The organism is Bacillus sp. AR13-1, from assembly GCF_008042285.1.
Taxonomy (GTDB): domain Bacteria; phylum Bacillota; class Bacilli; order Bacillales; family Bacillaceae_G; genus Bacillus_A; species Bacillus_A mycoides.
Genome location: NZ_QNUA01000010.1, coordinates 441,285 through 462,767 on the forward strand (window position 1 = coordinate 441,285; position 21,483 = coordinate 462,767).

Consider the following 21,483-nt stretch of genomic DNA (forward strand, 5'->3'; position numbering starts at 1 on the left):
TCCTTATTGTAAAAATGGATTATTTTCTTTTTCAAATCCAATACTTGTTTCTGGACCGTGTCCACATAGCACTGCTGTTTCATCTGGTAATACAAATAGCTTCTCTTCAATACTTCCAATTAATTCAGCAAAGCTTCCGCCAGGCAAATCTGTTCTTCCGATGCTCATTTGGAATAATACATCACCAGAAAATACAGCATTCGCTGCTTTACTGTAATAAGAAATACTTCCTGGAGAATGTCCTGGTGTCTCAAAAATTTCAAAACTAAAAGAACCAATCGTTAATGTACCCTCTGCATCGATAATATGATCTGCTGGTTTCGCTGTAATACTGCGGTTCATCATAAAAATTTGCGAGCCATTCACAGTTGCATCTCCTAACCAATCCGCTTCTTCTTTGTGTACGTATACCGGAATATGAAAAGCGTCTCTCACGGCATCAACAGCACCAATATGATCAAAGTGAGCATGTGTTAATAAAACCGCAAGTGGCTTTAACTGCGCTTCCTGTAAATATGTAACAAGTTTCTCTCCTTCATGACCAGGATCAAAAATAATACACTCATTTTGATCATTCGTTAAAATATAAGCATTTGTTTGTAATGGGCCTAAAGGCATTTGTATCCATTTCATATGAAAATCTCCTCCAGTTATTTAATTTACTTTTAATGATACAACATTTCTTTCTCTTAGGAAAAGAAGGCGTGTTATCTCGACAATCATTTTTAAAACATGTACAATATAAAAGAGTAAATATTCTAAAAACTCATTCTAAGGAATGAGTAGACAGAGGAGGATATTGTATGGGCCTTGTTATTATTTTTACGCTAGTCACTCTGTTAGCTGTATTTGCTACGCTTAGAACACTTCGCGAAAAAAACTTATTCGCGGGCGGCTTCGCTATTGCAACCGTACTTGTTTTCGGATGGTTTACAATCATGACTGTTCTATATAATGGGTACCCACCAACAGCTTAATCCATTTACATTTTTATTCTCCAACAAGATCTTGCATAAAAAGAGGAAGGGGGCCCCTTCCTCTTTTCATTATTCACAACTTATATCATCTTCGCCTCGTATTTGTGCTTTTTTACAAGCCACGCTCCTCCAATTACACCTGCATCATTACCAAGTATTGCAATTGCTAACTTTGTGCTCTTTACAGCACGAGAGAAAGCATATTGCTCGAAGTAACGTTGAATTGGCTCTAATAGTGCGTCTCCAGCTTTAGATACGCCACCACCAATTACGATTTTCTCTGGGTTCAACGTACTAGCAAGGTTCGCTACAGCTAATCCTAAATAAGAAGCTACTTTTTCCACTACTTCACCTGCTAGTTCGTCACCTTGTCCAAGCGCTTCAAACACATCTTTTGATGTAATAAGCCCTTCTTCTGCTAACATAGAACGTAAAACACTTTCTTTAGCTGTCTCTTGTATTTGTTGCATAGCAACACGCACAATACCTGTTGCAGAGGCTACCGTTTCTAAACAACCCGACTTCCCGCAATTACATGGAAAAGCGTTCTCTGTAACAACCGTAATATGTCCAATCTCACCAGCAGCACCGCTTATACCATGTACAATCTCACCATTGGCGATAACACCACCACCAACACCAGTGCCAAGTGTCATACAAATTAAATCTTTTGCTCCTTCACCGGCACCTTTCCACATTTCACCAAGCGCCGCTAAGTTTGCATCATTATCAATAACAACAGGTAATCCCGTTTCTACTTCTAGTAAATCTTTTAACGGATAGTTTTTCCATCCTAAATTAACCGCTTCATAAATCATTCCAGATGCCACATGTACAGGACCAGGAGCTCCCATACCAATACCAATTAGCTTACTTTTTAATTCACCTAATTCTTCTAACTTTTTATCAATAGCTTTCGCTACATCAAGTGTAATATGTTTTCCTTGTTCATTTGTATTCGTAGGGATTTCCCACTTATGTAAAATTTCACCGTACACATTAATAAATGCTAATTTAATCGTTGTACCACCAAGGTCAACACCAACTAACCATTTCTCTTCCATGTTACGTACCTACCTTTATCTATTTCTTATTTATCTCTTTTTGAATTTCTTGCTTCAACAAAAATAAAGCTGTTTGATAGTCTTGTGGATCGATTAGCTGTGATTGATTTAATTCACGCAATTCATCTTGCATTAATTGTAAATCAGCGATTCGATCACCCGTATAAATAATCGTGCCAAATTTCTTTAGCAATTGCTGAATATCATAAATGGATATCATTTCATCACCCTTTATGCTCACTTACTATAAAAAAATTATAATAAGAAAACGTTCACATATTTTATTATAATCAAGAAGAAAAAGTCTCGTCAATTTTTATTTGTCTATACAAGCCCATTTATAACCATTGTTCCTTTTTCTGTAATAATTTTTTCTACATTTTTATCAAATGGCTCTACCGGAATATGTTTTACAATTTGAAAATCATAAGCTAATGATAGCGTTTTCCCTTTATAGTGCACGAGATAACGATCATAGTAGCCACCGCCATATCCAATCCGTTCTCCTCGGCGTGTATAAGCTACTCCTGGCACGATAAGAAGATCAATTTCACACGCATTCACTTCTTCCGTAAGTGCTGGAATCGGTTCACGTAAATTCATATATACTGTTTCTAATTGATTTAAATTACTAATTTGTCGAAAAGACATCGTTCTTGTCCCTTTATTACACTTCGGAACAACAATTTTCTTTCCTTCTTCCCAAGCTTTTTCGATAATCGGATATGTATTCACTTCATGCTCCATCGAGAGAGTGATTCCAATTGTTTTAGCTTCAACCCACTCTTTTTGTCCATACACCGAAACTGCAATTTGTTCCGATAAAGTTGTATACTGTTCTTCAGATAAAGAATTCATGTGTTCTATTATTTGTTTGCGTAAACGTATTTTCTCTTCTTTCACACACTTTTCCCCCTTGCAGTGACACTTTACTCTACGAAGATAGTGTATCACTTTTACGTAGGAATCGCATAAAAAAAAGAAACAGTAGGAAAATATTCCCACTGCTTACTTTGTTTCACGGTGTAACGTAGACTTCTTGTCACGCTTGCAATACTTTTTAAGCTCGATACGCTCAGCGTTGTTACGTTTATTTTTCTTTGAGATATAGTTACGATCTCCGCATTCTGTACATGCTAGAGTAATATTCACACGCATTCTTATTTCCCTCCAGTCACTAATAACTTAAATCAGACTATACTATAATACCACTTTTAAAATAAAAATTCTACACCTTTTGATATTGTCTAATTTTTTCTATAAGATTTTTCATATTTTCCCTTGCTATTACTGGGTTTCTAGCATGTGAATACACCAAAATTTTTGGTTGTTTTGTATCAGAAACGATATAAGACCACTCTTTTTCGGTATATTTGAACTGTATCCCTTCAAATATACCTTCTTCTTTTCTTTCCATATCGGCCAATAATTTCCTCATTACTTTCCCTTTTTCCTTCCATGAACATACAACTTCATCATAAAGTAGATACAGTGGCGGTGATTGCTCTGCTATGCTAAGTAATGTTTTTCCTTGCAACGCTATTAATTCGAATAATTTTCCAATTCGATATAAAATATCTCGTTTCCATCTTAATTGAAAAGAGTTTTTTTCGTTATGCATATAAAAGAGGAGATAACATTCCCCTAATTTCAAAGACATTGGGTAAACATTATCTGCTGATTCGAGTAATAAATCTGGAATATCTACTTCTTCAAAATCAGTTCCTTGGTAAATATTACTGTGAGTGTCATATAATTCGAAGCGATTTCCGTGTTCAGAAAACATAAGCGCCATATTTGCTTTACTCGATTTCATCAGAGCTTTCACATGATCTTTTTGTTCACTCGCGTAAATCCATGTAACTGTGCATCCAAGCCTTTGTAGAAAGATCATAAGTAAATGTTGTAACATATCATTTCTCTTATTAATAAGAAGATGAAACTTCTGTTTTTGTATCGTTTTAATATCAATACGCTCTAACACAGCTTCTACATAATTATTTACAGAAACGTGAACTAGCTTATTTCGCCCCATTTCTTTCTCAGAAGCGTAATAAAACGACTCAGACATATATACTTGTTCTATCGCTTTTTGCTGCTTATACGTTAAAAACGAGCCCTCCTTGCCATACAGTTGTATAACAATTCCTCTTTCGCTTTCCACTTGAACGAAAACTCCACCTGCACATTGCAAATTATGAATGGCATACTGAAAAAGCGATTCATTCATTTCTTTACATTCCATCGTATGAATCCCGCTGCCATGAATGGCATGGAGGAATAAATTTTTAAAGGAAGTTGTTTCTATATTTTCCTGACTTCCAATCAATATACTCTCTCCTTTAGCAAAAAGAGATCCATAAGCCATTGCAACTTTCACAATAAATTGAGGAGTAATTTCAACATTACCCCTTCCTACAATCCGGCTTTTTTGTAACCATCCTGCACTCTTTTCACTCTCTTTAACACCGGCAGAACCTACTATCGAATGACTATCTATCTCCTTATATGGCCATATTTTTCCTTTTTGCTTAATTACTGTACTTTTCCCTATATGACAATGATCCGCTACAATACTTTTTTGAAAAAGTGTAACATCATCTTCGACCATTGTATGATCTCCTATTGTTGTTTCTAACAACTCACAATTTTTCCCTATATGAGAGTTTGCAAAAATGATGCTTTTTTGAAGATGAGAATAACTTGAAACGATACTATTTTTCCCGATAATAGAGTACGGTTCAATTACAGCCCCTGCACCAATCATTGCTCCTCCCCCAATAAAAGAAGGACCATGAATTTTCGTCCCTTTTCCTATCGTTACACCTTCTCCCATCCACACCATTGGTAATACTTCTGTATATGGAATAGGCACCTTCAATTTTTTCGTCAACAAATCGAATTGAGCTTGCCGATATTGATCAAATGTACCAATATCTAGCCAATAGTCTTCTGATAAATATGCAAATAAAGCATTTTTATTTGCCAATAACGGAAACACATCATGACTGAAATCCGAAAATTCCATGGATGGTATGTAAGAAAAGATTTCTGGCTCCATTATATAAATACCTGTATTCACAATATTAGAAACTACCTCATTCCAGCTCGGCTTTTCTATATATCGTATAATTTCTTGTTCTTTATTCATTACAACTAACCCAAATGAAAGTGGGTTTTCTACTTCTTTCACAAACATCGTTACCATTCTCTTCTTCTGTTCATGAAATGCAATTCCTTCTGATAATTGAAAGTCAGTTAGTGCATCCCCACTAATAACAACAAATGTTTCATCTAAAAAACTTTCCGCTTGCTTAATACTCCCTGCTGTTCCAAGCGGAGGAGAATCTTCAAAATAATACAAGTTAACTCCCCACTTACTACCATCACCAAAGTATTGCTTAATGGCAGTACTCATATATTGAACTGTAATTGCAATTTCACGAATACCATGCTGACGTAATAATTCAATATTATATTCAAGAACTGGTTTTTCTAACAATGGTAACATCGGTTTTGGAGTATTACATGTTAATGGTCTAAGGCGTCTCCCTTTTCCTCCAGCTAAAATAACCCCCTTCATATACTTCAGCCTCCACTTATATAATGTTCAAGAACTCCGTATATCATTTACCCCACATTAACTGCAGTAAAAGTCCGGTTTGATATGCTCTAACAATCAGCGAGAGACAGCCCCACTAATTAAAGCCTCACTTTATAAATAAATGTACCTTTTAACTCCCGTCAAAAAGAAAGCGCTTACCATTAACTTGGTAAAATAATTAATAAGACGTAACTAACATATATGTACTTATTTTCCCATTAATTATGATACATCTTATCATCATAGACTAAAGGAAACAACGAGCTTTTTTTGTCATGTTTTGACTAAAAAAAGCAGGTGATTTCTCATCACCTACTTTTCCCCCTACTCATTCAATAAATAATGCTTTCCTTTTACTACATAAAATACATTCTCGGCAATATTTGTAACATGGTCTGCTACACGCTCAATATATCTTGCAACAAAGGATAGTTGTGTAATTTGTGTAATCGCTTCTGGTTGTCCAGGGATAGATGAAATAAATTCACGAATCGCCTTCCCATAAATTTCATCAACTGAATCATCCATTTCAGCAATTTGTTTAGCAAAAGTTAAATTTTCTTGCTCATATGCTTCTAATGCTAAATTTAACATCTTATGAGCAATCTCAAACATTTCCTCAAGATTATGCAAACTAACAACCACTTCTTTTTCACCAAGACGAATTGTTGATTTCGCAATATTAACAGCATGGTCTGCAATACGTTCTAAATCTGTCGCTGTTTTAATTGAAATGAAAATTCTTCTTAAATCACTTGCTACAGGCTGCTGCTTTGTAATAAGCATAAGCGCAAGGTCATTTATTTCCTCTTCTAAATTATCCATGCGATAATCCCCATCAATGACTTCTAACGCTTTCTCTACATCCCTGTTGTGAAGACCTTCCATAGCAATCAATAAAGCTCCACTTGCTAACTCACCAAGCTCGATCACCTTTTGCTGTAACGTTTTTAAATCACATTGAAACTGTTCTCTTACCATTGTTTCTTCCCCCTCAATATTATGTGCCCTTTTATATAAATCCCCTCCCCAGCCTCTTGTATGTTTATTAAGCCTTGAGAAAAGAGAAATATTACTCCCCTATTTAAAATGAGGTGAAAATGAGAAATGCCCTCTGTTAAGAGGGCATTTACTCTTAGCCTTGCTAGCGATATCAACCAAATCGTCCTGTAATGTAGTCTTCTGTACGCTTATCTGCAGGTGTTGTAAATAATTTGTTCGTATCTGTATATTCCACAACTTCTCCACTTAAGAAGAAAGCAGTTTTATCTGAAATTCGTGCTGCTTGTTGCATGTTGTGCGTTACGATAACAATACTAAAATCTTTCTTTAACTCCTGAATTAATTCTTCTACTTTTGATGTTGAAATTGGATCTAGCGCCGATGTTGGCTCATCCATTAAAATTACGTCTGGCTCAATCGCTAAGCAGCGTGCAATGCATAGACGTTGTTGCTGACCACCAGATAAACCGTATGCATTATCATGCAAACGATCTTTTAACTCATCCCAAATAGCTGCGCCGCGCAAGCTATTTTCAACAATTTCATCAAGTGTTTTTTTGTCACGAACACCATGGATTTTCGGACCATATGCTACATTTTCATAAATAGATTTTGGGAATGGATTTGGCTTTTGGAACACCATACCCACATGCGTACGTAATTCTTCAACCGGATATGATTTATCAAATATGTTTCGTTCTCTATATTCGATAACGCCCGTAGTTCGAACGATAGGCACTAACTCTACCATACGATTTAGCGTTTTTAAGTATGTTGATTTCCCACAACCACTCGGACCGATAATCGCTGTTACTTCATTCTCATGAATACTTAAGTTGATATCTTTTAAAGCATGGTCTTCTCCGTACCATAAATTTAAATTTTTCGTATCAAATACTATTTTTTTTGGTGCTGTCTCAATCTTTTTCTCATTTTTCACCTGTACATTTACTACTGTTGCTACCATTTGAATTCCCCTTTCATCCACTTCCAACTTATTTTCGATTTCGTAACCATAAGACAAATATATTTATAAAGAGCAACAATCCTAGCAAAACAATCATCCCAGCTGCTGCTACATACTGAAATTCTTCTTGTGGTCTACTCATCCAATTAAAAATTTGAATTGGTAAAACCGTAAATCTATCAAACATACTGAACGGAACATAATTTGCAAAGGCAAGGGCCCCAATAACTAATAATGGTGCTGCCTCACCAATTGCTCTCGATACCGCTAACGTACATCCCGTTACAATCCCTGGCAAAGCGACTGGCAATACAATTCGATACATCGTTTGCCATTTCGTAGCACCTAATCCGTAAGAAGCCTCTAGTAATGAGCTCGGCACAGTTCTAATCGCTTCTTGACTAGCTACAACAACAGTTGGTAAGACGAGTAAACTCATCGTCAGTGCCGCTGCCATTATGCTCTCTCCCAAATGGAGAGCGTATACGAAAATAGTTAACCCGAGTAAACCAAACACAACGGAAGGTACCCCTGCTAATGTTTGATTATTTAATTCAATTAACTTTTTAAAAACGGACTCCTTCGCATAATGCTCTAAATAAAGAGCTGTTCCGACTCCAAATATAAAAGAGACTGGTATAACAATGCTCATAAATAGTATTGTCCCTGACAAAGCAGCGACAATCCCAGCTTCTCTCGGATTACGTGAGGCGAAGTTTGTAAAGAAATCTATTGAAAGATAACTTATACCTTTTTCAAAAATTTGAAAAAGCAATATAAAAAGTATTACTACTGAAAACAAAATTGCTATATAAAACAAACACTTGTAAATCCGATCCTTTAAAAAACGAGATGCCATATTTTCTTGTATGTTCTTATGGTTTAACATTCGCATATTATGTCACCCTCCTAAAACGGCGCATAATATATTGCGAAATGATATTCATAATAAAAGTAAACATAAATAACGTTGCACCTACAGCATACATGCTGTAATAAGTAATCGTTCCGTGCGGAGCATCACCTAAACTCACTTGTACAATATAGGCTGTTAATGTTTGAATAGAATGAGTCGGATCTATCGATACATTAGGTGTTGATCCAGCTGCAATAACAACAATCATCGTTTCACCAATTGCCCTGGAAGCTGCTAATATAATCGCTGCCATTATGCCCGTAAAAGCCGATGGAAACACCACTTGTTTTACCATCTCAAAACGAGTTGCTCCTAGCGCTAATGAGGCTTCTTTAATTCCTTTCGCTACAGCTCTCATCGCATCTTCAGAGAGAGACGCAATCGTCGGTATCATCATAAACCCTATAACAATACCTGGACTAATAGCATTAAAAAACTGCAAATCTGGTATAACCCGTTGTAAAAGTGGTGTGACAACTGTTAACGCGAAAAAACCATATACAATTGTCGGGATGCCTGCTAGTAGCTCTAACAACGGTTTTAATATTTTCCGAGCGCCATTCGAAGCGTATTCGCTTAAAAACACGGCACAACCTAAACCAATAGGAATTGCTACGAACATGGCAATTGCTGTTACAAGGATTGTTCCACATATAAGTGGTAATATACCGAATTTTGGATCTTCAAAAAAAGGTAACCATTCCTTCTCTGTCAAAAAAGAATACAATGATATCTTTTGAAAAAACATGATTGTTTCATTTGCCAACGTAATAATAATTCCAAGTGTCGTTACAATGGACACGCTAGCAATGGCTTTTAGTATTAACGGAACAATTCGATTGATTCGCTGCGTTTTTTTTCTTCTATTTGTATTTCTCTCAATCAAATGTTGTACAGAAAATGTAATTTGACTTTTGTCATTATGAGCCAAAGATGAAAACCCCTTTCCACCCTGACATTACCTTTTTATTTCTGTTAACATTCGCAGCTGTTCATTATATTTTTCTTTTGGTAATTTTACATATCCGACCTCTTCAGCAAGGCTTCCAACATGCTTAATCATAAACTCAACATAATTTGCTACATTAATTTTATTTCTGATAGATGCATGATTCACATACGTAAATAGCGGCCTAGATAATGGCTTATACGTACCCGACTGAATGGTCTCTTTCGTTGGAAATACACCATCCACCTGTATTGCTTTTACCTTATCTCGATTGGCCATATAATAAGCATATCCTACAAAAGCAATGGCATTTTTATCATTCATTACCCCTTGCATAATAACTTGATCGTCTTCAGACAAAGAAACCGTTTTTACAAGGCGATTATTTTGTAAGACAACATTTTGGAAATAATCATAAGTACCAGAGTCTACGCCTGGCGCATAAAATTTAACTTGTTCACGAGGCCATGATGAATGAATTTGTGACCATCGTTTCAATCTTCCATTTTCACTCCATAATAGACGTAACTCGTCTATCGTCATATTGTTTACCCACGTATTTTGACGATTCACAACAATCGTTAGACCGTCATAAGCAACCTCAAATGGTGTAAATTGAATGAATTTTTTCTGCATTGCATTTTCTTCTACCGGTTTCATCAATCTCGAAGCATTGTTTATATCTACTTCTCCTTTACTGAAACGATTAAATCCTCCCCCTGTCCCAGAAATACTAATAGAAATTTTCACGTTTGGATGGGCCTTTGTATATTCCTCTGCTACTGCCTCTATAATGGGGAAAACCGTTGAGGATCCATCAACTCTCACTTCTCCCATTTCATTTGTAGCGAATGCAGTAGACATATTAAAACAAAGGAAACATGTCGATAATGTCAAAACTTTAATCGATGCGCTCATCCATTTCACGTGTTCTTCCTCCTAGAAGTAACCGGAAATAACAGGATTACAGATATAAGAATACTGCTAAACTATTAATTCGGTTTTAATTATTTGTAAAAGTTTTGTAAAGTCCCACAAAAACAACTGTATACACAAACTTTATTTTCACTTTTGTACTTTAGATGCAGGAAATTTTCTAATCATCCATAAAGCGAAACTTTAATCAGTGGGGGTTTTGTTCATCCCCCCACTGATTATTAGCCCTCACCAATCGGGCGTTTACGGGCAGCAGGGCTCCCACCTAACTTCTTTGCTCCAGCTGAATTTTGAGGTGGGAGTTTTACCGCCCTCAAACGCGGGATAAAACTGCTATCGCCTATCACACAAGACAAACTTAGAGCGTATGCACTAATCTTGTTGTGTTCATCGTTTTTGAAACTACATGTTTTTTCAATATTTTATGCTTGTCCACATTTACTAAACCATATGCGTAAGGCATAAAAAAAAGCACACTATCTTTTCAGATAGTGTGCTTTTTTTACAACTTTTTTATTCATCATCTTGATTTTTATTTTTTTTCTCTTTTTCATCTTTTGGAGCTTCACCAGTTATTGCTTGTTGTTTTAACTCAAAATAAGCATCCATAATTTCACGACCAATATATCCGTTAATTCCTGTTTTATCATCATGTACCCATGGTACAACAACAGAAAATGCTACTTCTGGATCTTCAAGTGGCGCATAACCTACTAATGTTAAATTATATGTTTCACGACGCTCACCTTTTGCATTTCTACCAATCTCTTTATCTCCGCCATATACAGTTTGAGCTGTACCTGTTTTCCCAGCTGCTTTATATGGTGCGCCTGCAAAGTATTTTGTAGCTGTACCACCTGTATCGTTATACACTTGTCTAAATCCTTCTTGTACACGTTTAATTTGCGATTCAGGCATATCAATGCGATTTAATACTTTCGGTTCCATTGATTGAACAACTTTTCCAACTTCCTCTGGCTTCGCCGATGGCTGACGTATTTCCTTTACAACTTGCGGTTGCATACGATATCCACCATTCGCAATCGTCGAAATATATTGTGCTAATTGAAGTGGTGTATACGTATCATACTGTCCAATTGATAAATCTAATAAGAAACCTGGTATCTGATCTGTTCTACCTCTTTGTCCAGCCGTTTCATTCGGTAAATCAATGCCAGTTTTTACACCAAGTCCAAATTGACCGAAATAGTAACGCATAGTATCATATGATTTTTGTGGTATATCTAACGTACCGCCTCGCACATATGGAACCCCAGCGATATTCATCGCTGTTTTAAACATATAAACGTTTGAAGACATTTTTAACGCTGTCAGGTCATTAATGTATCCCATCGTTTTCCATGATGATTTTGTTTGTGTACCTTTTAATTTAATTGGTTCATCTAACTGTACAGATCCAGGTTGAATCGCGCCAGTTTGATATCCCGTAAGTACTGTCGCACCTTTTACAGTTGAACCCATCGGATACGAACTCGTCATCGTTCCTAATGCAAAATCTTCTACTTTCGTTTCGCCGTCTTTATCCACTAATTGTTTCCCCGCCATAGATAAAACTTCACCATTTTTCGGGTTCATCATTACAACGAATGCACGGTCTAAAAGAGGTTCGCTCCCTTTAAATCTCATTAAGTTTTTCGTAAGAATTTCTTCTACGCGCTTTTGTAATTCCATATCGATTGTTAAATTCAGGTCGTTACCTCGTTGTCCTTGTGACACATTAATAGTTTCTAAAATATTACCATCTTTATCTGTAACATTTCTAACTTCAGCTTTTGTGCCGTGTAAACTATCTTCGTACTGTTGCTCAAGGTAACTTTTTCCTACGCGATCATTACGATTATAATCACGAACAAGATAGTAATCTAATCTTTCTCTCGGTAACCCTTCATCAGAAGAAGTTACACCACCAAGTACACTTCGGAACATATCATCATACTTATATTTTCGTTCCCAGTCGACATTTGTATCTACACCTGGCAATTTTGCCAAATTTTCACTAATAATCGCGTATTCTTCTTCTGTTGCACCTTTTTTAACGATTTGCGGCGTCATTGCATATCCGCTTTCCATCTTACTTTTGATCGCCAATATTTCTAAATCTTTTGCTGACAATTGATTAATCTCTTCTTCTGTTACACGATTTCGTTGACGTTCATCTAGTTCTTTATCTTCAATTTTATTCGCTTTAAAATCTTCACGATCTTTTTTTGTGATTTTTGCTTCTGCTTCTTCTTTATGTAAAGCAAGCCAATAATCTTTCTTATCGCGATCTGTTAACTTATCTGTTGGGACTTCAATTAAATCTGCTAACTTTTTCGCCGTTTCTAAGCGATCTGCTGCAGTTGATCCCTTCATTTTTGTAAATGTAATTGTACGAATAGGCTCATTATCTACGACCGCTTCTCCATTACGATCAAATATTTTCCCGCGTGGTACAGGATTGCTTATCGTTGAATTTTCTTTTTTCTCAACTTCATTTTTATATTCCTCACCACGAACAATTTGTACGTATCCAAGCCTTACAATAACCGCGGAGAACATTAAAAACACGCAAAAAAACAACACGTTTAACCGAAAGGGAACGTGGTTTTTTTTCTTTGTCTGGTTCTTTTTCTGCTTCTTGCTCATACAAACCCCCTCTACCAACAGCTATGTAATGTGAAAGGGACACCTTCATACAGGTGCCCTCACTGCTGTCTTACATCTTTTTCTATTCTAGCATAAAACACGCGATAAGTTAACCTTCTGGTTCAGTTTGATTCTGTGTGCTCCCTTGCGCTACAACACTGGTTTTGTTCACATTCCCCTCATCATATTTGACATTTTTAACTGCAAAATAAATAAGGAAATGTCCAGCTCCTAAAATACATAGTAAGAAAGGTAAACTTTTTTCAGGCGGAAAAAATATGACAGCACATAAAAAACTTAAAATGGAACAAATTCTTCCAGCATTTAACCATAATTCCCTGACCACTATATATTCTACACGCCATTCTCTCGCCTGTTTTGCTCTACCAATTACATCGTATGTCATGGAGCCGTACGGAACGAGTAAAATAGGATATGCAACCGCAATACATGCTGCATAAATAAGTAATTTCGTATATGTAACATTAAAAATAACTAAAAATACAACCGCGTATAAAATAATACCGCCAAGTAAAATTGCTTTTTTTCGCCATTCTTTCTTTAACATACGAGCAACTAAATAATAGCATACAAATGATACTGCAGAATTCACTAAACTATATTTCCCTAGTGCTAACTCGCTACCAGATGCTAAATAGACATATACCGAAATAACGAAAATAAACGTTCCCTCTCTCAAACCTTGGAAGAAATGAGCGCGCGTAATTCTTCCCCAGTTTTCATCAACTTGCCGCTCTTTCAATACTTGCACAATTTCATAGCGTCCTTCACATTCCCTCTTCGATAAAAAAAAGCTTAGAACGACTGCAACCGCAAATAGCATTAACGAGAGGAAGAAAACGACAGTATAACCACTCCATTTTTCCATACGTGAAATTGTATATCCTGCTGCTATCGGTCCAATCATTCCAGAGAACGATGTAAGAAGTCCTAGAAAACCGTTAAAAAAATCTCTTGTTTCTGGTTCTGTAATCTCAAATGTTAACAAGTTAAAAGCGAGCCAATAAAAACCGTAACCAACTCCTAAAAGGGCTCCCATTAATAAAATATAGTGAGATGCACTTTTTCCCGCTACTAAAACGACGATAAAAAAAACAGCTAACGTGCCTACACCGATTCTCAATAAAATCGAGCGATCAATACGTTTCGCTAATTTCCCGCCCACAAGAAATGTTAGAGGCTGCAATACAACGCTGGCCAAATTATACAAGCCCAGATTCACATAATTTTGTGTTTGCTTCCATAAATAAATGTTTACAAACGTATTCGATAAAGAAATTGCGAGCGTGTATAAACCTCCTATAACGAGCAATAATACTAAATCCCGATTCACTTCAACATCACCGATTACATGTTTCCACTTCATACACAACTCTCCTTTACTTCATGTTCTAGTCTTCCAAAAACAAGCTCAATTATGTAAAAGGAGAACATAGAAAAAAGCTAGGAGAAAACCCCCTAGCTTTTTTCTAGCTGTATTAACTTTAATTATTTTGCTTCTTGGTAAAGTTTTTCAGCAACGTTCCAATCTACAACGTTCCAGAATGCACCGATGTAGTCAGGACGACGGTTTTGGTAATTTAAGTAGTAAGCATGCTCCCAAACATCTAAACCGATAACTGGAGTTTTACCTTCAGTTAGAGGAGAATCTTGGTTTGGAGTGCTTGTTACTTCTAACTCACCATTGTTTACTACTAACCAAGCCCAACCAGAACCGAAGCGAGTTGCGCCAGCTTTTGCGAATTCTGCTTTGAATGCATCGAAGCTACCGAATTTCGCTTCAATCGCAGTTGCAAGTTCGCCTACTGGTTGTCCCCCGCCGTTTGGAGATAGGATTGTCCAGAAGAATGTATGGTTAGCATGTCCGCCACCATTGTTACGTACTGCTGTACGGATTGCTTCAGGTACTTCGTTTAAGTTTGCAACTAATTCTTCAACGCTTTTGTCAGCTAATTCTGCATGACCTTCTAAAGCAGCGTTTAAGTTTGTAATATACGTGTTGTGATGTTTTGTATGATGGATGTTCATTGTTTCTTTATCAAAGTGAGGTTCTAAAGCATCATACGCATAAGGTAAATTTGGTAATTCGTGTTTTGCCATTGTTATATTCCTCCCGGTTTATGTATTGTCACTACATATGTGACCTACAACTTCATTCTACCCTAATTGCCATAGGGTGCAAACAAATAAATCGCTTTGTCTTGCTATCATTAAAGTAGCAAAATTCCCACTTCTTTTCAATTAAAATGCTCATATATTCCGAAAAAAAGCTTCCTTCTACAAGGAAGCTTCCTGCTGACATAATAAACATATGAAATGGATATGGACCCTGTAGGACTCGAACCTACGACCGGACGGTTATGAGCCGTCTGCTCTAACCAACTGAGCTAAGGGTCCACGATTATGTATGTACCATTAAAAACAACTAAATTCCAATCGGATATATCGTTTGAAAAATGTAAGATAAATTTACCATATACGAAAGAAAAGTGTCAATTGTATTTTTCTCTACTAAAAGAAGTAAATTAATAAGAAGGAATTTAGTCCTCTCTACTATATGTGAATATAATATATCTTGAGCTTCTCTAGATTCGTACGTTACAATGATTTTATACATACATAAAGGAAGTGAATCTATGTCCATTTTTACACAGCTAGCAAAAAGCGTATATTCGCCTAAAGATATGGCGCTTTTCCGTTTTCAAAAAATCGGTAAAACCATTTTGTATATTATGCTTCTTTGCCTAATCACTACTATTCCAAGAACTTTCTTGTACGGTAGCGTTATTCAAGATGGTGTTAACATGGTAAATAAAGTAATCGAAAAAGATTTACCTGATTTTAAAATTGAAAATGGCGAGCTAACAGCTGATATTGATCAACCTATCGAAAAAGAAGATGGAAATGCCCTTTTCGTATTTGATCCAAATTCAACAGACTTAGAAAAATATCAAAATAAAACAGGTTTATTTGTTTTAAAAGATAAAGTAGTCTCCATGGGGAATGGTCAAACACAAACATACTCCTATAATGACTTATTAGGCGCATCTCTTGAGAAAAAAGATTTACAAGATTTCATTTCGTTATTTGACAGTATTTATCCAATCTTATTATTCGTTATTGGGTTCTTACTGTACTTGTTCCAATTATTTATTACCTTTGTAGGAGTTACATTGCTTGCCTTCATCGGTTCTGCGATGAGCGGTCAACGCAAATTATCTTATAAACAAGTTTGGACATTAACTGCTTACAGCTACACAATTCCAACAATCTTCTTTATGATTATGGATTTATGCAAAATAAACGTACCTGGCGCAACATTCATTTACATTGCAGTTGTTTTAATCGTTCTATACTTAACAATTAAAGAAGTTCCAAAGCCGAAAGAAAAACAAGAACTATAAAAAAATGCCTAAATAGGCATTTTTTTTTTGGACAAGCATATATTCCTAGCAAAGGAGTGAAGGATATGAAGAGATTAGGTGTACTCTTATTCGTGCTTGTCCTCGGTTATATATTTTATTACGACATAAAAATCGGTACTTTACCGATGTTAAGTTCATACAAAAAAACATCTGCTGCCCAAACGATAAAAAAAGAAAATACAGATACAAAACAAAATAAAGAGAAAGAAACAGAAAAAGAAAAAGAAACGGATACAGCTTATAAAGCAATCGAAGTAAAAACTGGCGATACAGTTCTTTCTATTACAGAAGCGATTAATAAGAAAAAAATTCCTTCTATTGAAAAAGTAATTGATGATTTTAAGCAATTAAATAAAAATACATCTGCTACAAAAATCCAAGTTGGAAAGTCTTATAAATTCCCCTTATATCAATAAGCAATCACTTAATCCTTGTCAATTACATAAAGGCGCTGATACAATAGTAAAAGTGAAACCGAGTACTTTGGTTTCTATAGCCCTTTCTCACACATACTATCATTGATGTAAGGGACTAAAATAAGAAACTTCTTTTATAAGGAGAGCGATCAATTCGTGAATGAAATGACTCAACGCACAAAAACACGTCCAGTTAAAGTCGGTAATTTAACAATTGGCGGTAACAATGAATTAATTATACAAAGTATGACGACAACAAAAACGCATGATGTTGAGGCTACAGTTGCTGAAATTAAACGTTTAGAAGAAGCTGGCTGTCAAGTTGTTCGTGTTGCTGTTCCAGACGAACGCGCAGCAAATGCTATTGCTGATATTAAAAAACAAATCAACATTCCACTTGTTGCTGATATTCATTTTGATTACCGCCTTGCTTTAAAAGCAATCGAAGGCGGCATTGATAAAGTACGTATCAATCCAGGTAACATTGGACGTCGCCATAAAGTAGAAGCTGTTGTAAATGCAGCGAAAGAGCGTGGCATTCCAATCCGTATCGGTGTAAATGCCGGCTCATTAGAACGTCATATTTTAGAAAAGTATGGATATCCAACTGCTGATGGTATGGTCGAGAGCGCACTGCACCATATTAAAATTTTAGAGGACTTAGATTTCCACGATATTATCGTATCAATGAAAGCCTCTGATGTTAACTTAGCAATTGAAGCATACGAAAAAGCTGCTCGCGCTTTTGATTATCCATTACATTTAGGTATTACAGAATCAGGAACATTGTTTGCTGGGACTGTAAAAAGCGCCGCCGGTCTTGGAGCAATTTTAAGTAAAGGCATCGGAAATACACTTCGTATCTCTTTAAGCGCTGATCCAGTTGAAGAAGTAAAAGTTGCACGTGAACTATTAAAATCATTCGGTCTTGCATCTAATGCCGCAACACTTATTTCTTGTCCAACTTGTGGTCGTATTGAAATCGACCTAATTAGCATTGCTAATGAAGTCGAAGAATACATCTCCACACTTAAAGTTCCAATTAAGGTTGCAGTACTCGGCTGTGCCGTAAACGGTCCTGGTGAAGCTCGTGAAGCTGACATCGGTATTGCCGGTGCACGCGGAGAAGGTTTATTATTCCGTAAAGGGCAAGTCGTTCGTAAAGTACCAGAAGAAACAATGGTAGAAGAACTGAAAAAAGAAATTGATGTAATCGCTGCTGAAATGGCTGCCGAACGAGAAAAAGAAAAACAAGAACAATAAAAAGAAGGTTGCCACAATTTTTGTGAGCAACCTTTTTTTACATTCAAATTAAAAACTCGTCAGTTATATAACTGACGAGCCCTCTCATTTTGCACATTTTGGGCAACGACCATATATTTCAAACTTATGCCCCGTTACCTCATAACCTTTAAAATCTTTATTCATAAAATCCATCGGGCAGGAATTAATCTCTTTTGTACCACCACAATCTAAACAAATGAAATGATGATGATGTTCCATAATGGAGCATGTAAAACGGAAATGCTTTTCACCATTTAATTCCGTTTTCTCTAAAACACCGACTTCAGCAAAAACCGTTAAGTTACGATAAATCGTATCAAAACTAAGTCCTGGATAATCACCCTTCATATGCTCTAAAACATCTTTCGCAGTTAAATAACGATTATGAGCTGCGAATAATCTCAGCATTTCTTCCCTTTTCCCTGTATGTTTGTATCCCTTTTCCTTCATTAGGCGTAAAGCTTCTGTTAGATTCATACCTATCCCTACTTTATGCAGTTTTTTTCTTTTTCCATAAAATTGCACCAATTAAAATAAGAACCGCTATCATAACAATTGTACCACCTGGAGCTAAATCAAGTTGATACGAAGCAAACATTCCACCAATTACTGCAATTTCACCAAATAAAATGGAAAAGAAAATTGTTTGTTTAAATCCTTTTGCAATACGAATACTTGCTGCAACTGGTAACGTCATTAAAGATGATACGAGAAGAACACCTACAACACGCATTGATACCGCAATTACAAGAGCAACTAATATAATGAAGATAAAGTGAATCCACTTTGCACTTAAACCGGTTGATACAGCGTATTCCTCATCAAATGATAGTAAAAACAACTCTTTGTATAATAAAACAATCGTCGCAATAACAACAATTGCTACTATACCAATAATAATTAAATCCGCACTTGTTACAGCACTTACACTACCAAATAAATAACTAAATAAATCCGTATTGAATCCATTAGCAAGTGAGATGAAGATAACTCCAATCCCCATCCCTGCTGAAAGTATAATCGGGATTGCTAACTCTTGATAATGTTTATATACAGTACGTAATTTTTCAATTAGCAATGCTCCACCGATTGAAAAAAACATCCCCATATATAAAGGGTTTAAAAACCCACCGGTAAAGATTGTCTTTTCAAGTAATAAACTCGCTGCAATTCCTGATAACGTCACATGACTTAATGCATCCGCAATAAGCGACATGCGGCGAATTACAACGAACACGCCGATAAGCGGTGCGACAAGCCCTATTAAAATACCAGCGTATAAGGAATTACGTAAAAAATCATATTGTAAAAAATCCTGTATCATTATATCCTCCCGTGATGCCCATGTTCATGTTCTAAGCGATGAACATGATGTCCATATAAAATCGACATTTCTGCATCTTCTAACTCTCGGAATTTCTCTACATTCCCATGGAAATGTAAATGCTGATTCAAACATGCAACATGCGTCACCTTCTCTGTTACAGCACCCATATCGTGCGTAACAAGAATTAACGTAATTCCCAATCTTTTGTTTAAATCCTCTAGTATCTCATAAAAACTTGCCACATTTTTCACATCAATCCCAACAGTAGGCTCGTCCAAAATAAGCAATTCCGGATCACTTACAAGTGCACGAGCAATAAATACACGCTGTTGTTGTCCACCAGAAAGTTCTCCAATGTTGCGACCTCGAAACTCGCTCATACCTACATCAGCAATCGCTTTTTCTACTTTCGCATTATCGTCTTTCGTAAAAAAGCGAAAAAGCCCTTTTTTCGAAACGAGCCCCATTGAAACAACCTCGAAAACAGTTGCCGGGAAACCTGAGTTAAAGCTACTTGCCTTTTGGGATACATAACCAACTTTATTCCACTCTTTAAATTTCTTACTATCAATGCCAAACAATCTAATACTTCCTTGCTTTGGTTTTAAAACACCCAATAAGCATTTAAGTAAAGTCGATTTCCCTGAACCATTCGGTCCAACTAAACCTAAAAAAGCTCCCTTCGGAACTTGCAAATTAATATCTTCTAACACGTTGCGATCTTCATACCGAAACGTTAATCCTTCTATTTCCAATATATTATTCATAGCATCTCACCTATTTTAATTCAGAATGATTCCGATTTATCTCTATTTGAATTATAGTACAGCTTATTATAGTTGTAAACCAATCTGCCTAAAATATATTCTTTATTTCAAGAAACCTTATTATTATAACAAAAAGCAGAGAATAATTCTCTGCTTTCAAAAGATATTACAATTAACTTTTTAGTGAATTGCTGATTTAAACTTACCACCATTTGTCTCTTGTGTATTCATAATCGTAACAAATGCGTTTTCATCAATTTCATGCACAATTGATTTTAACTTCGTCACTTCCAGACGTGTTACAACTGCATAAATAACTTCTTTTTCTTTATCTGTATAGCCACCTTTAGCAACAAGTTTTGTTGTTCCACGACCAAGGCGGTGTAAAATCGCATTTGATACTTCCTCATATTGATCCGATACTATTAAAACTGCTTTCGTTTCGTCTAATCCTTGAATTACCGTATCAATTGTTTTGAATGCGATATAGTACGTCATAACAGAATACATCGCTTGTTCAACACCAAAAACAAATGCTGCCCATGCAAAAATGAATAAGTTCACAAACATTACGAATTCACCAACAGAAAACGGTAATTTCTTCGTTAATAGAATTCCCATAATCTCGGTCCCGTCTAACGATCCACCATGACGAATAACAAGTCCTACACCAATCCCTAAAATAAGACCGCCGAAAACTGTTGCTAAAATCGGCTCTGTTGTAAATGGCGGGATAGCATGCAACGTTGATTCAATAAATGCTAAAGCTACAATTCCAAATGCTGAAGATAACATGAATGTTTTTCCAATTTGCTTATACCCGGAGTACATAAAAGGAATGTTGAGGATAACAACTAAAGTAGAAAAGCTTAACCACCAAATATTAGGAGTAAGATAATCTAATATAAGAGAAATACCAATAATTCCACCATCAATAATTTTATTTGGCATTAAAAACAGTTCAATCGCTACCGCCGCACACGCTGCCCCAAAGACAATCATAACTAAACGATATACAAGATGAATAACACTTTCTTTTCGATGTTGCTTTTTTTCCATAAGTCCTCCTTATACTCTTTATCTATAGTTTTGTTCTTATATTATAACATAAGCTTCTTTTCCCCATTGAAAAAATGCACCTTGATACGAATATGTACAAGCTATGCTTACATATATTTC

23 protein-coding genes and 1 tRNA gene are annotated in these 21,483 nt (G+C 36.0%); 4 read left to right on the top strand and 20 right to left on the bottom strand.

The genetic code is table 11. From position 1 onward, the window contains the following. Positions 1-3: 3 nt before the first annotated feature. Positions 4-633 carry an MBL fold metallo-hydrolase gene (locus DN408_RS10460; protein WP_002129110.1) on the bottom strand — a complete coding sequence of 210 codons (630 nt, stop codon included), beginning with the start codon at positions 631-633 and terminating at the stop codon, positions 4-6. 170 nt (positions 634-803) lie between these two features. Between DN408_RS10460 and DN408_RS10465 the strand changes: the two genes are divergently transcribed. Further along, a complete protein-coding gene (locus tag DN408_RS10465; protein ID WP_002015138.1) occupies positions 804-977 on the top strand; it encodes a DUF2759 domain-containing protein in 174 nt (57 codons plus the stop codon). A gap of 80 nt (positions 978-1,057) precedes the next feature. On the opposite strand, the gene glcK is transcribed toward DN408_RS10465, so the two are convergent. From glcK to DN408_RS10535, 15 genes are all read right to left on the bottom strand, one after another. Further along, complete coding sequence (gene glcK / locus DN408_RS10470) at positions 1,058-2,041, bottom strand: glucokinase (RefSeq protein ID WP_002015139.1); 984 nt, start codon at positions 2,039-2,041, stop codon at positions 1,058-1,060. Between the two features lie 19 nt (positions 2,042-2,060). Then, positions 2,061-2,261 (bottom strand): YqgQ family protein, encoded by a 201-nt coding sequence (locus DN408_RS10475; protein ID WP_002015140.1) that lies wholly within the window; start codon positions 2,259-2,261, stop codon positions 2,061-2,063. Positions 2,262-2,365: 104 nt separating this feature from the next. After that, positions 2,366-2,944 (bottom strand): 5-formyltetrahydrofolate cyclo-ligase, encoded by a 579-nt coding sequence (locus DN408_RS10480; protein WP_002015142.1) that lies wholly within the window; start codon positions 2,942-2,944, stop codon positions 2,366-2,368. A gap of 105 nt (positions 2,945-3,049) precedes the next feature. Further along, complete coding sequence (gene rpmG, locus DN408_RS10485; protein WP_001265616.1) at positions 3,050-3,199, bottom strand: 50S ribosomal protein L33; 150 nt, start codon at positions 3,197-3,199, stop codon at positions 3,050-3,052. 70 nt (positions 3,200-3,269) lie between these two features. Next, positions 3,270-5,624, bottom strand: a complete 2,355-nt coding sequence (locus DN408_RS10490; RefSeq protein ID WP_078177906.1) for a sugar phosphate nucleotidyltransferase — start codon at positions 5,622-5,624, stop codon at positions 3,270-3,272. Between the two features lie 345 nt (positions 5,625-5,969). Then, the gene (gene phoU / locus DN408_RS10495; RefSeq protein WP_002015145.1) at positions 5,970-6,626 is read right to left on the bottom strand and encodes a phosphate signaling complex protein PhoU; all 657 of its coding nucleotides are present in this window, start codon (positions 6,624-6,626) and stop codon (positions 5,970-5,972) included. Between the two features lie 172 nt (positions 6,627-6,798). Then, positions 6,799-7,614, bottom strand: a complete 816-nt coding sequence (gene pstB / locus DN408_RS10500; RefSeq protein ID WP_002088644.1) for a phosphate ABC transporter ATP-binding protein — start codon at positions 7,612-7,614, stop codon at positions 6,799-6,801. A gap of 28 nt (positions 7,615-7,642) precedes the next feature. Continuing rightward, a complete protein-coding gene (gene pstA / locus DN408_RS10505; protein WP_002167665.1) occupies positions 7,643-8,509 on the bottom strand; it encodes a phosphate ABC transporter permease PstA in 867 nt (288 codons plus the stop codon). A 1-nt stretch (position 8,510) separates the two neighbouring features. Beyond that, positions 8,511-9,461: a phosphate ABC transporter permease subunit PstC gene (pstC, locus tag DN408_RS10510; RefSeq protein WP_002167664.1), complete on the bottom strand. Its 951-nt coding sequence runs from the start codon at positions 9,459-9,461 to the stop codon at positions 8,511-8,513. A 27-nt stretch (positions 9,462-9,488) separates the two neighbouring features. Continuing rightward, positions 9,489-10,406 carry a PstS family phosphate ABC transporter substrate-binding protein gene (locus tag DN408_RS10515; protein ID WP_002190684.1) on the bottom strand — a complete coding sequence of 306 codons (918 nt, stop codon included), beginning with the start codon at positions 10,404-10,406 and terminating at the stop codon, positions 9,489-9,491. A gap of 230 nt (positions 10,407-10,636) precedes the next feature. After that, the gene (locus tag DN408_RS31945; RefSeq protein WP_255449076.1) at positions 10,637-10,771 is read right to left on the bottom strand and encodes a hypothetical protein; all 135 of its coding nucleotides are present in this window, start codon (positions 10,769-10,771) and stop codon (positions 10,637-10,639) included. A gap of 157 nt (positions 10,772-10,928) precedes the next feature. Continuing rightward, the gene (locus tag DN408_RS10520; protein ID WP_002184953.1) at positions 10,929-13,064 is read right to left on the bottom strand and encodes a peptidoglycan D,D-transpeptidase FtsI family protein; all 2,136 of its coding nucleotides are present in this window, start codon (positions 13,062-13,064) and stop codon (positions 10,929-10,931) included. Between the two features lie 109 nt (positions 13,065-13,173). Further along, positions 13,174-14,451 carry an MFS transporter gene (locus tag DN408_RS10525; protein ID WP_002015154.1) on the bottom strand — a complete coding sequence of 426 codons (1,278 nt, stop codon included), beginning with the start codon at positions 14,449-14,451 and terminating at the stop codon, positions 13,174-13,176. A 122-nt stretch (positions 14,452-14,573) separates the two neighbouring features. After that, entirely contained in the window at positions 14,574-15,185 is a 612-nt protein-coding gene (sodA, locus tag DN408_RS10530) for a superoxide dismutase [Mn] (RefSeq protein ID WP_001052029.1), read from the bottom strand. A 223-nt stretch (positions 15,186-15,408) separates the two neighbouring features. Further along, a tRNA-Ile gene (locus DN408_RS10535) sits at positions 15,409-15,482 on the bottom strand. A gap of 239 nt (positions 15,483-15,721) precedes the next feature. On the opposite strand from DN408_RS10535, the gene yqgB reads away from it, so the two are divergent. From yqgB to ispG, 3 genes are all read left to right on the top strand, one after another. Continuing rightward, positions 15,722-16,489 carry a protein YqgB gene (yqgB, locus tag DN408_RS10540; RefSeq protein WP_002184951.1) on the top strand — a complete coding sequence of 256 codons (768 nt, stop codon included), beginning with the start codon at positions 15,722-15,724 and terminating at the stop codon, positions 16,487-16,489. 65 nt (positions 16,490-16,554) lie between these two features. Continuing rightward, entirely contained in the window at positions 16,555-16,926 is a 372-nt protein-coding gene (locus DN408_RS31355; RefSeq protein ID WP_002088653.1) for a hypothetical protein, read from the top strand. 165 nt (positions 16,927-17,091) lie between these two features. Continuing rightward, on the top strand, positions 17,092-18,189 hold the full coding sequence (gene ispG / locus DN408_RS10550) for a flavodoxin-dependent (E)-4-hydroxy-3-methylbut-2-enyl-diphosphate synthase (protein ID WP_012261716.1): 1,098 nt from the start codon (positions 17,092-17,094) through the stop codon (positions 18,187-18,189). Positions 18,190-18,273: 84 nt separating this feature from the next. On the opposite strand, the gene DN408_RS10555 is transcribed toward ispG, so the two are convergent. The 4 genes from DN408_RS10555 to DN408_RS10570 form a co-directional block, all read right to left on the bottom strand. Beyond that, the gene (locus tag DN408_RS10555) at positions 18,274-18,687 is read right to left on the bottom strand and encodes a Fur family transcriptional regulator (protein ID WP_078177932.1); all 414 of its coding nucleotides are present in this window, start codon (positions 18,685-18,687) and stop codon (positions 18,274-18,276) included. A gap of 13 nt (positions 18,688-18,700) precedes the next feature. After that, a complete protein-coding gene (locus tag DN408_RS10560) occupies positions 18,701-19,534 on the bottom strand; it encodes a metal ABC transporter permease (RefSeq protein ID WP_002015165.1) in 834 nt (277 codons plus the stop codon). After that, entirely contained in the window at positions 19,534-20,304 is a 771-nt protein-coding gene (locus DN408_RS10565) for a metal ABC transporter ATP-binding protein (protein ID WP_002015167.1), read from the bottom strand. Before DN408_RS10565 ends, DN408_RS10560 begins: the two co-directional genes overlap by 1 nt. A 180-nt stretch (positions 20,305-20,484) precedes the next feature. Then, the gene (locus DN408_RS10570) at positions 20,485-21,363 is read right to left on the bottom strand and encodes a YitT family protein (protein ID WP_002015168.1); all 879 of its coding nucleotides are present in this window, start codon (positions 21,361-21,363) and stop codon (positions 20,485-20,487) included. Positions 21,364-21,483 lie beyond the last annotated feature (120 nt).

Coding starts and splice junctions, on each gene's coding strand:
- DN408_RS10555 (WP_078177932.1), bottom strand. CDS start 18,687: ATGAATCTAACAGAAGCTTTACGCCTAATGAAGGAAAAGGGATACAAA.
- DN408_RS10570 (WP_002015168.1), bottom strand. CDS start 21,363: ATGGAAAAAAAGCAACATCGAAAAGAAAGTGTTATTCATCTTGTATAT.
- DN408_RS10565 (WP_002015167.1), bottom strand. CDS start 20,304: ATGAATAATATATTGGAAATAGAAGGATTAACGTTTCGGTATGAAGAT.
- sodA (WP_001052029.1), bottom strand. CDS start 15,185: ATGGCAAAACACGAATTACCAAATTTACCTTATGCGTATGATGCTTTA.
- ispG (WP_012261716.1), top strand. CDS start 17,092: ATGACTCAACGCACAAAAACACGTCCAGTTAAAGTCGGTAATTTAACA.
- DN408_RS10560 (WP_002015165.1), bottom strand. CDS start 19,534: ATGATACAGGATTTTTTACAATATGATTTTTTACGTAATTCCTTATAC.
- pstB (WP_002088644.1), bottom strand. CDS start 7,614: ATGGTAGCAACAGTAGTAAATGTACAGGTGAAAAATGAGAAAAAGATT.
- DN408_RS10465 (WP_002015138.1), top strand. CDS start 804: ATGGGCCTTGTTATTATTTTTACGCTAGTCACTCTGTTAGCTGTATTT.
- phoU (WP_002015145.1), bottom strand. CDS start 6,626: ATGGTAAGAGAACAGTTTCAATGTGATTTAAAAACGTTACAGCAAAAG.
- DN408_RS10475 (WP_002015140.1), bottom strand. CDS start 2,261: ATGATATCCATTTATGATATTCAGCAATTGCTAAAGAAATTTGGCACG.
- DN408_RS10525 (WP_002015154.1), bottom strand. CDS start 14,451: ATGAAGTGGAAACATGTAATCGGTGATGTTGAAGTGAATCGGGATTTA.
- DN408_RS31355 (WP_002088653.1), top strand. CDS start 16,555: ATGAAGAGATTAGGTGTACTCTTATTCGTGCTTGTCCTCGGTTATATA.
- yqgB (WP_002184951.1), top strand. CDS start 15,722: ATGTCCATTTTTACACAGCTAGCAAAAAGCGTATATTCGCCTAAAGAT.
- pstA (WP_002167665.1), bottom strand. CDS start 8,509: ATGCGAATGTTAAACCATAAGAACATACAAGAAAATATGGCATCTCGT.
- DN408_RS10490 (WP_078177906.1), bottom strand. CDS start 5,624: ATGAAGGGGGTTATTTTAGCTGGAGGAAAAGGGAGACGCCTTAGACCA.
- glcK (WP_002015139.1), bottom strand. CDS start 2,041: ATGGAAGAGAAATGGTTAGTTGGTGTTGACCTTGGTGGTACAACGATT.
- rpmG (WP_001265616.1), bottom strand. CDS start 3,199: ATGCGTGTGAATATTACTCTAGCATGTACAGAATGCGGAGATCGTAAC.
- DN408_RS10520 (WP_002184953.1), bottom strand. CDS start 13,064: ATGAGCAAGAAGCAGAAAAAGAACCAGACAAAGAAAAAAAACCACGTT.
- DN408_RS10460 (WP_002129110.1), bottom strand. CDS start 633: ATGAAATGGATACAAATGCCTTTAGGCCCATTACAAACAAATGCTTAT.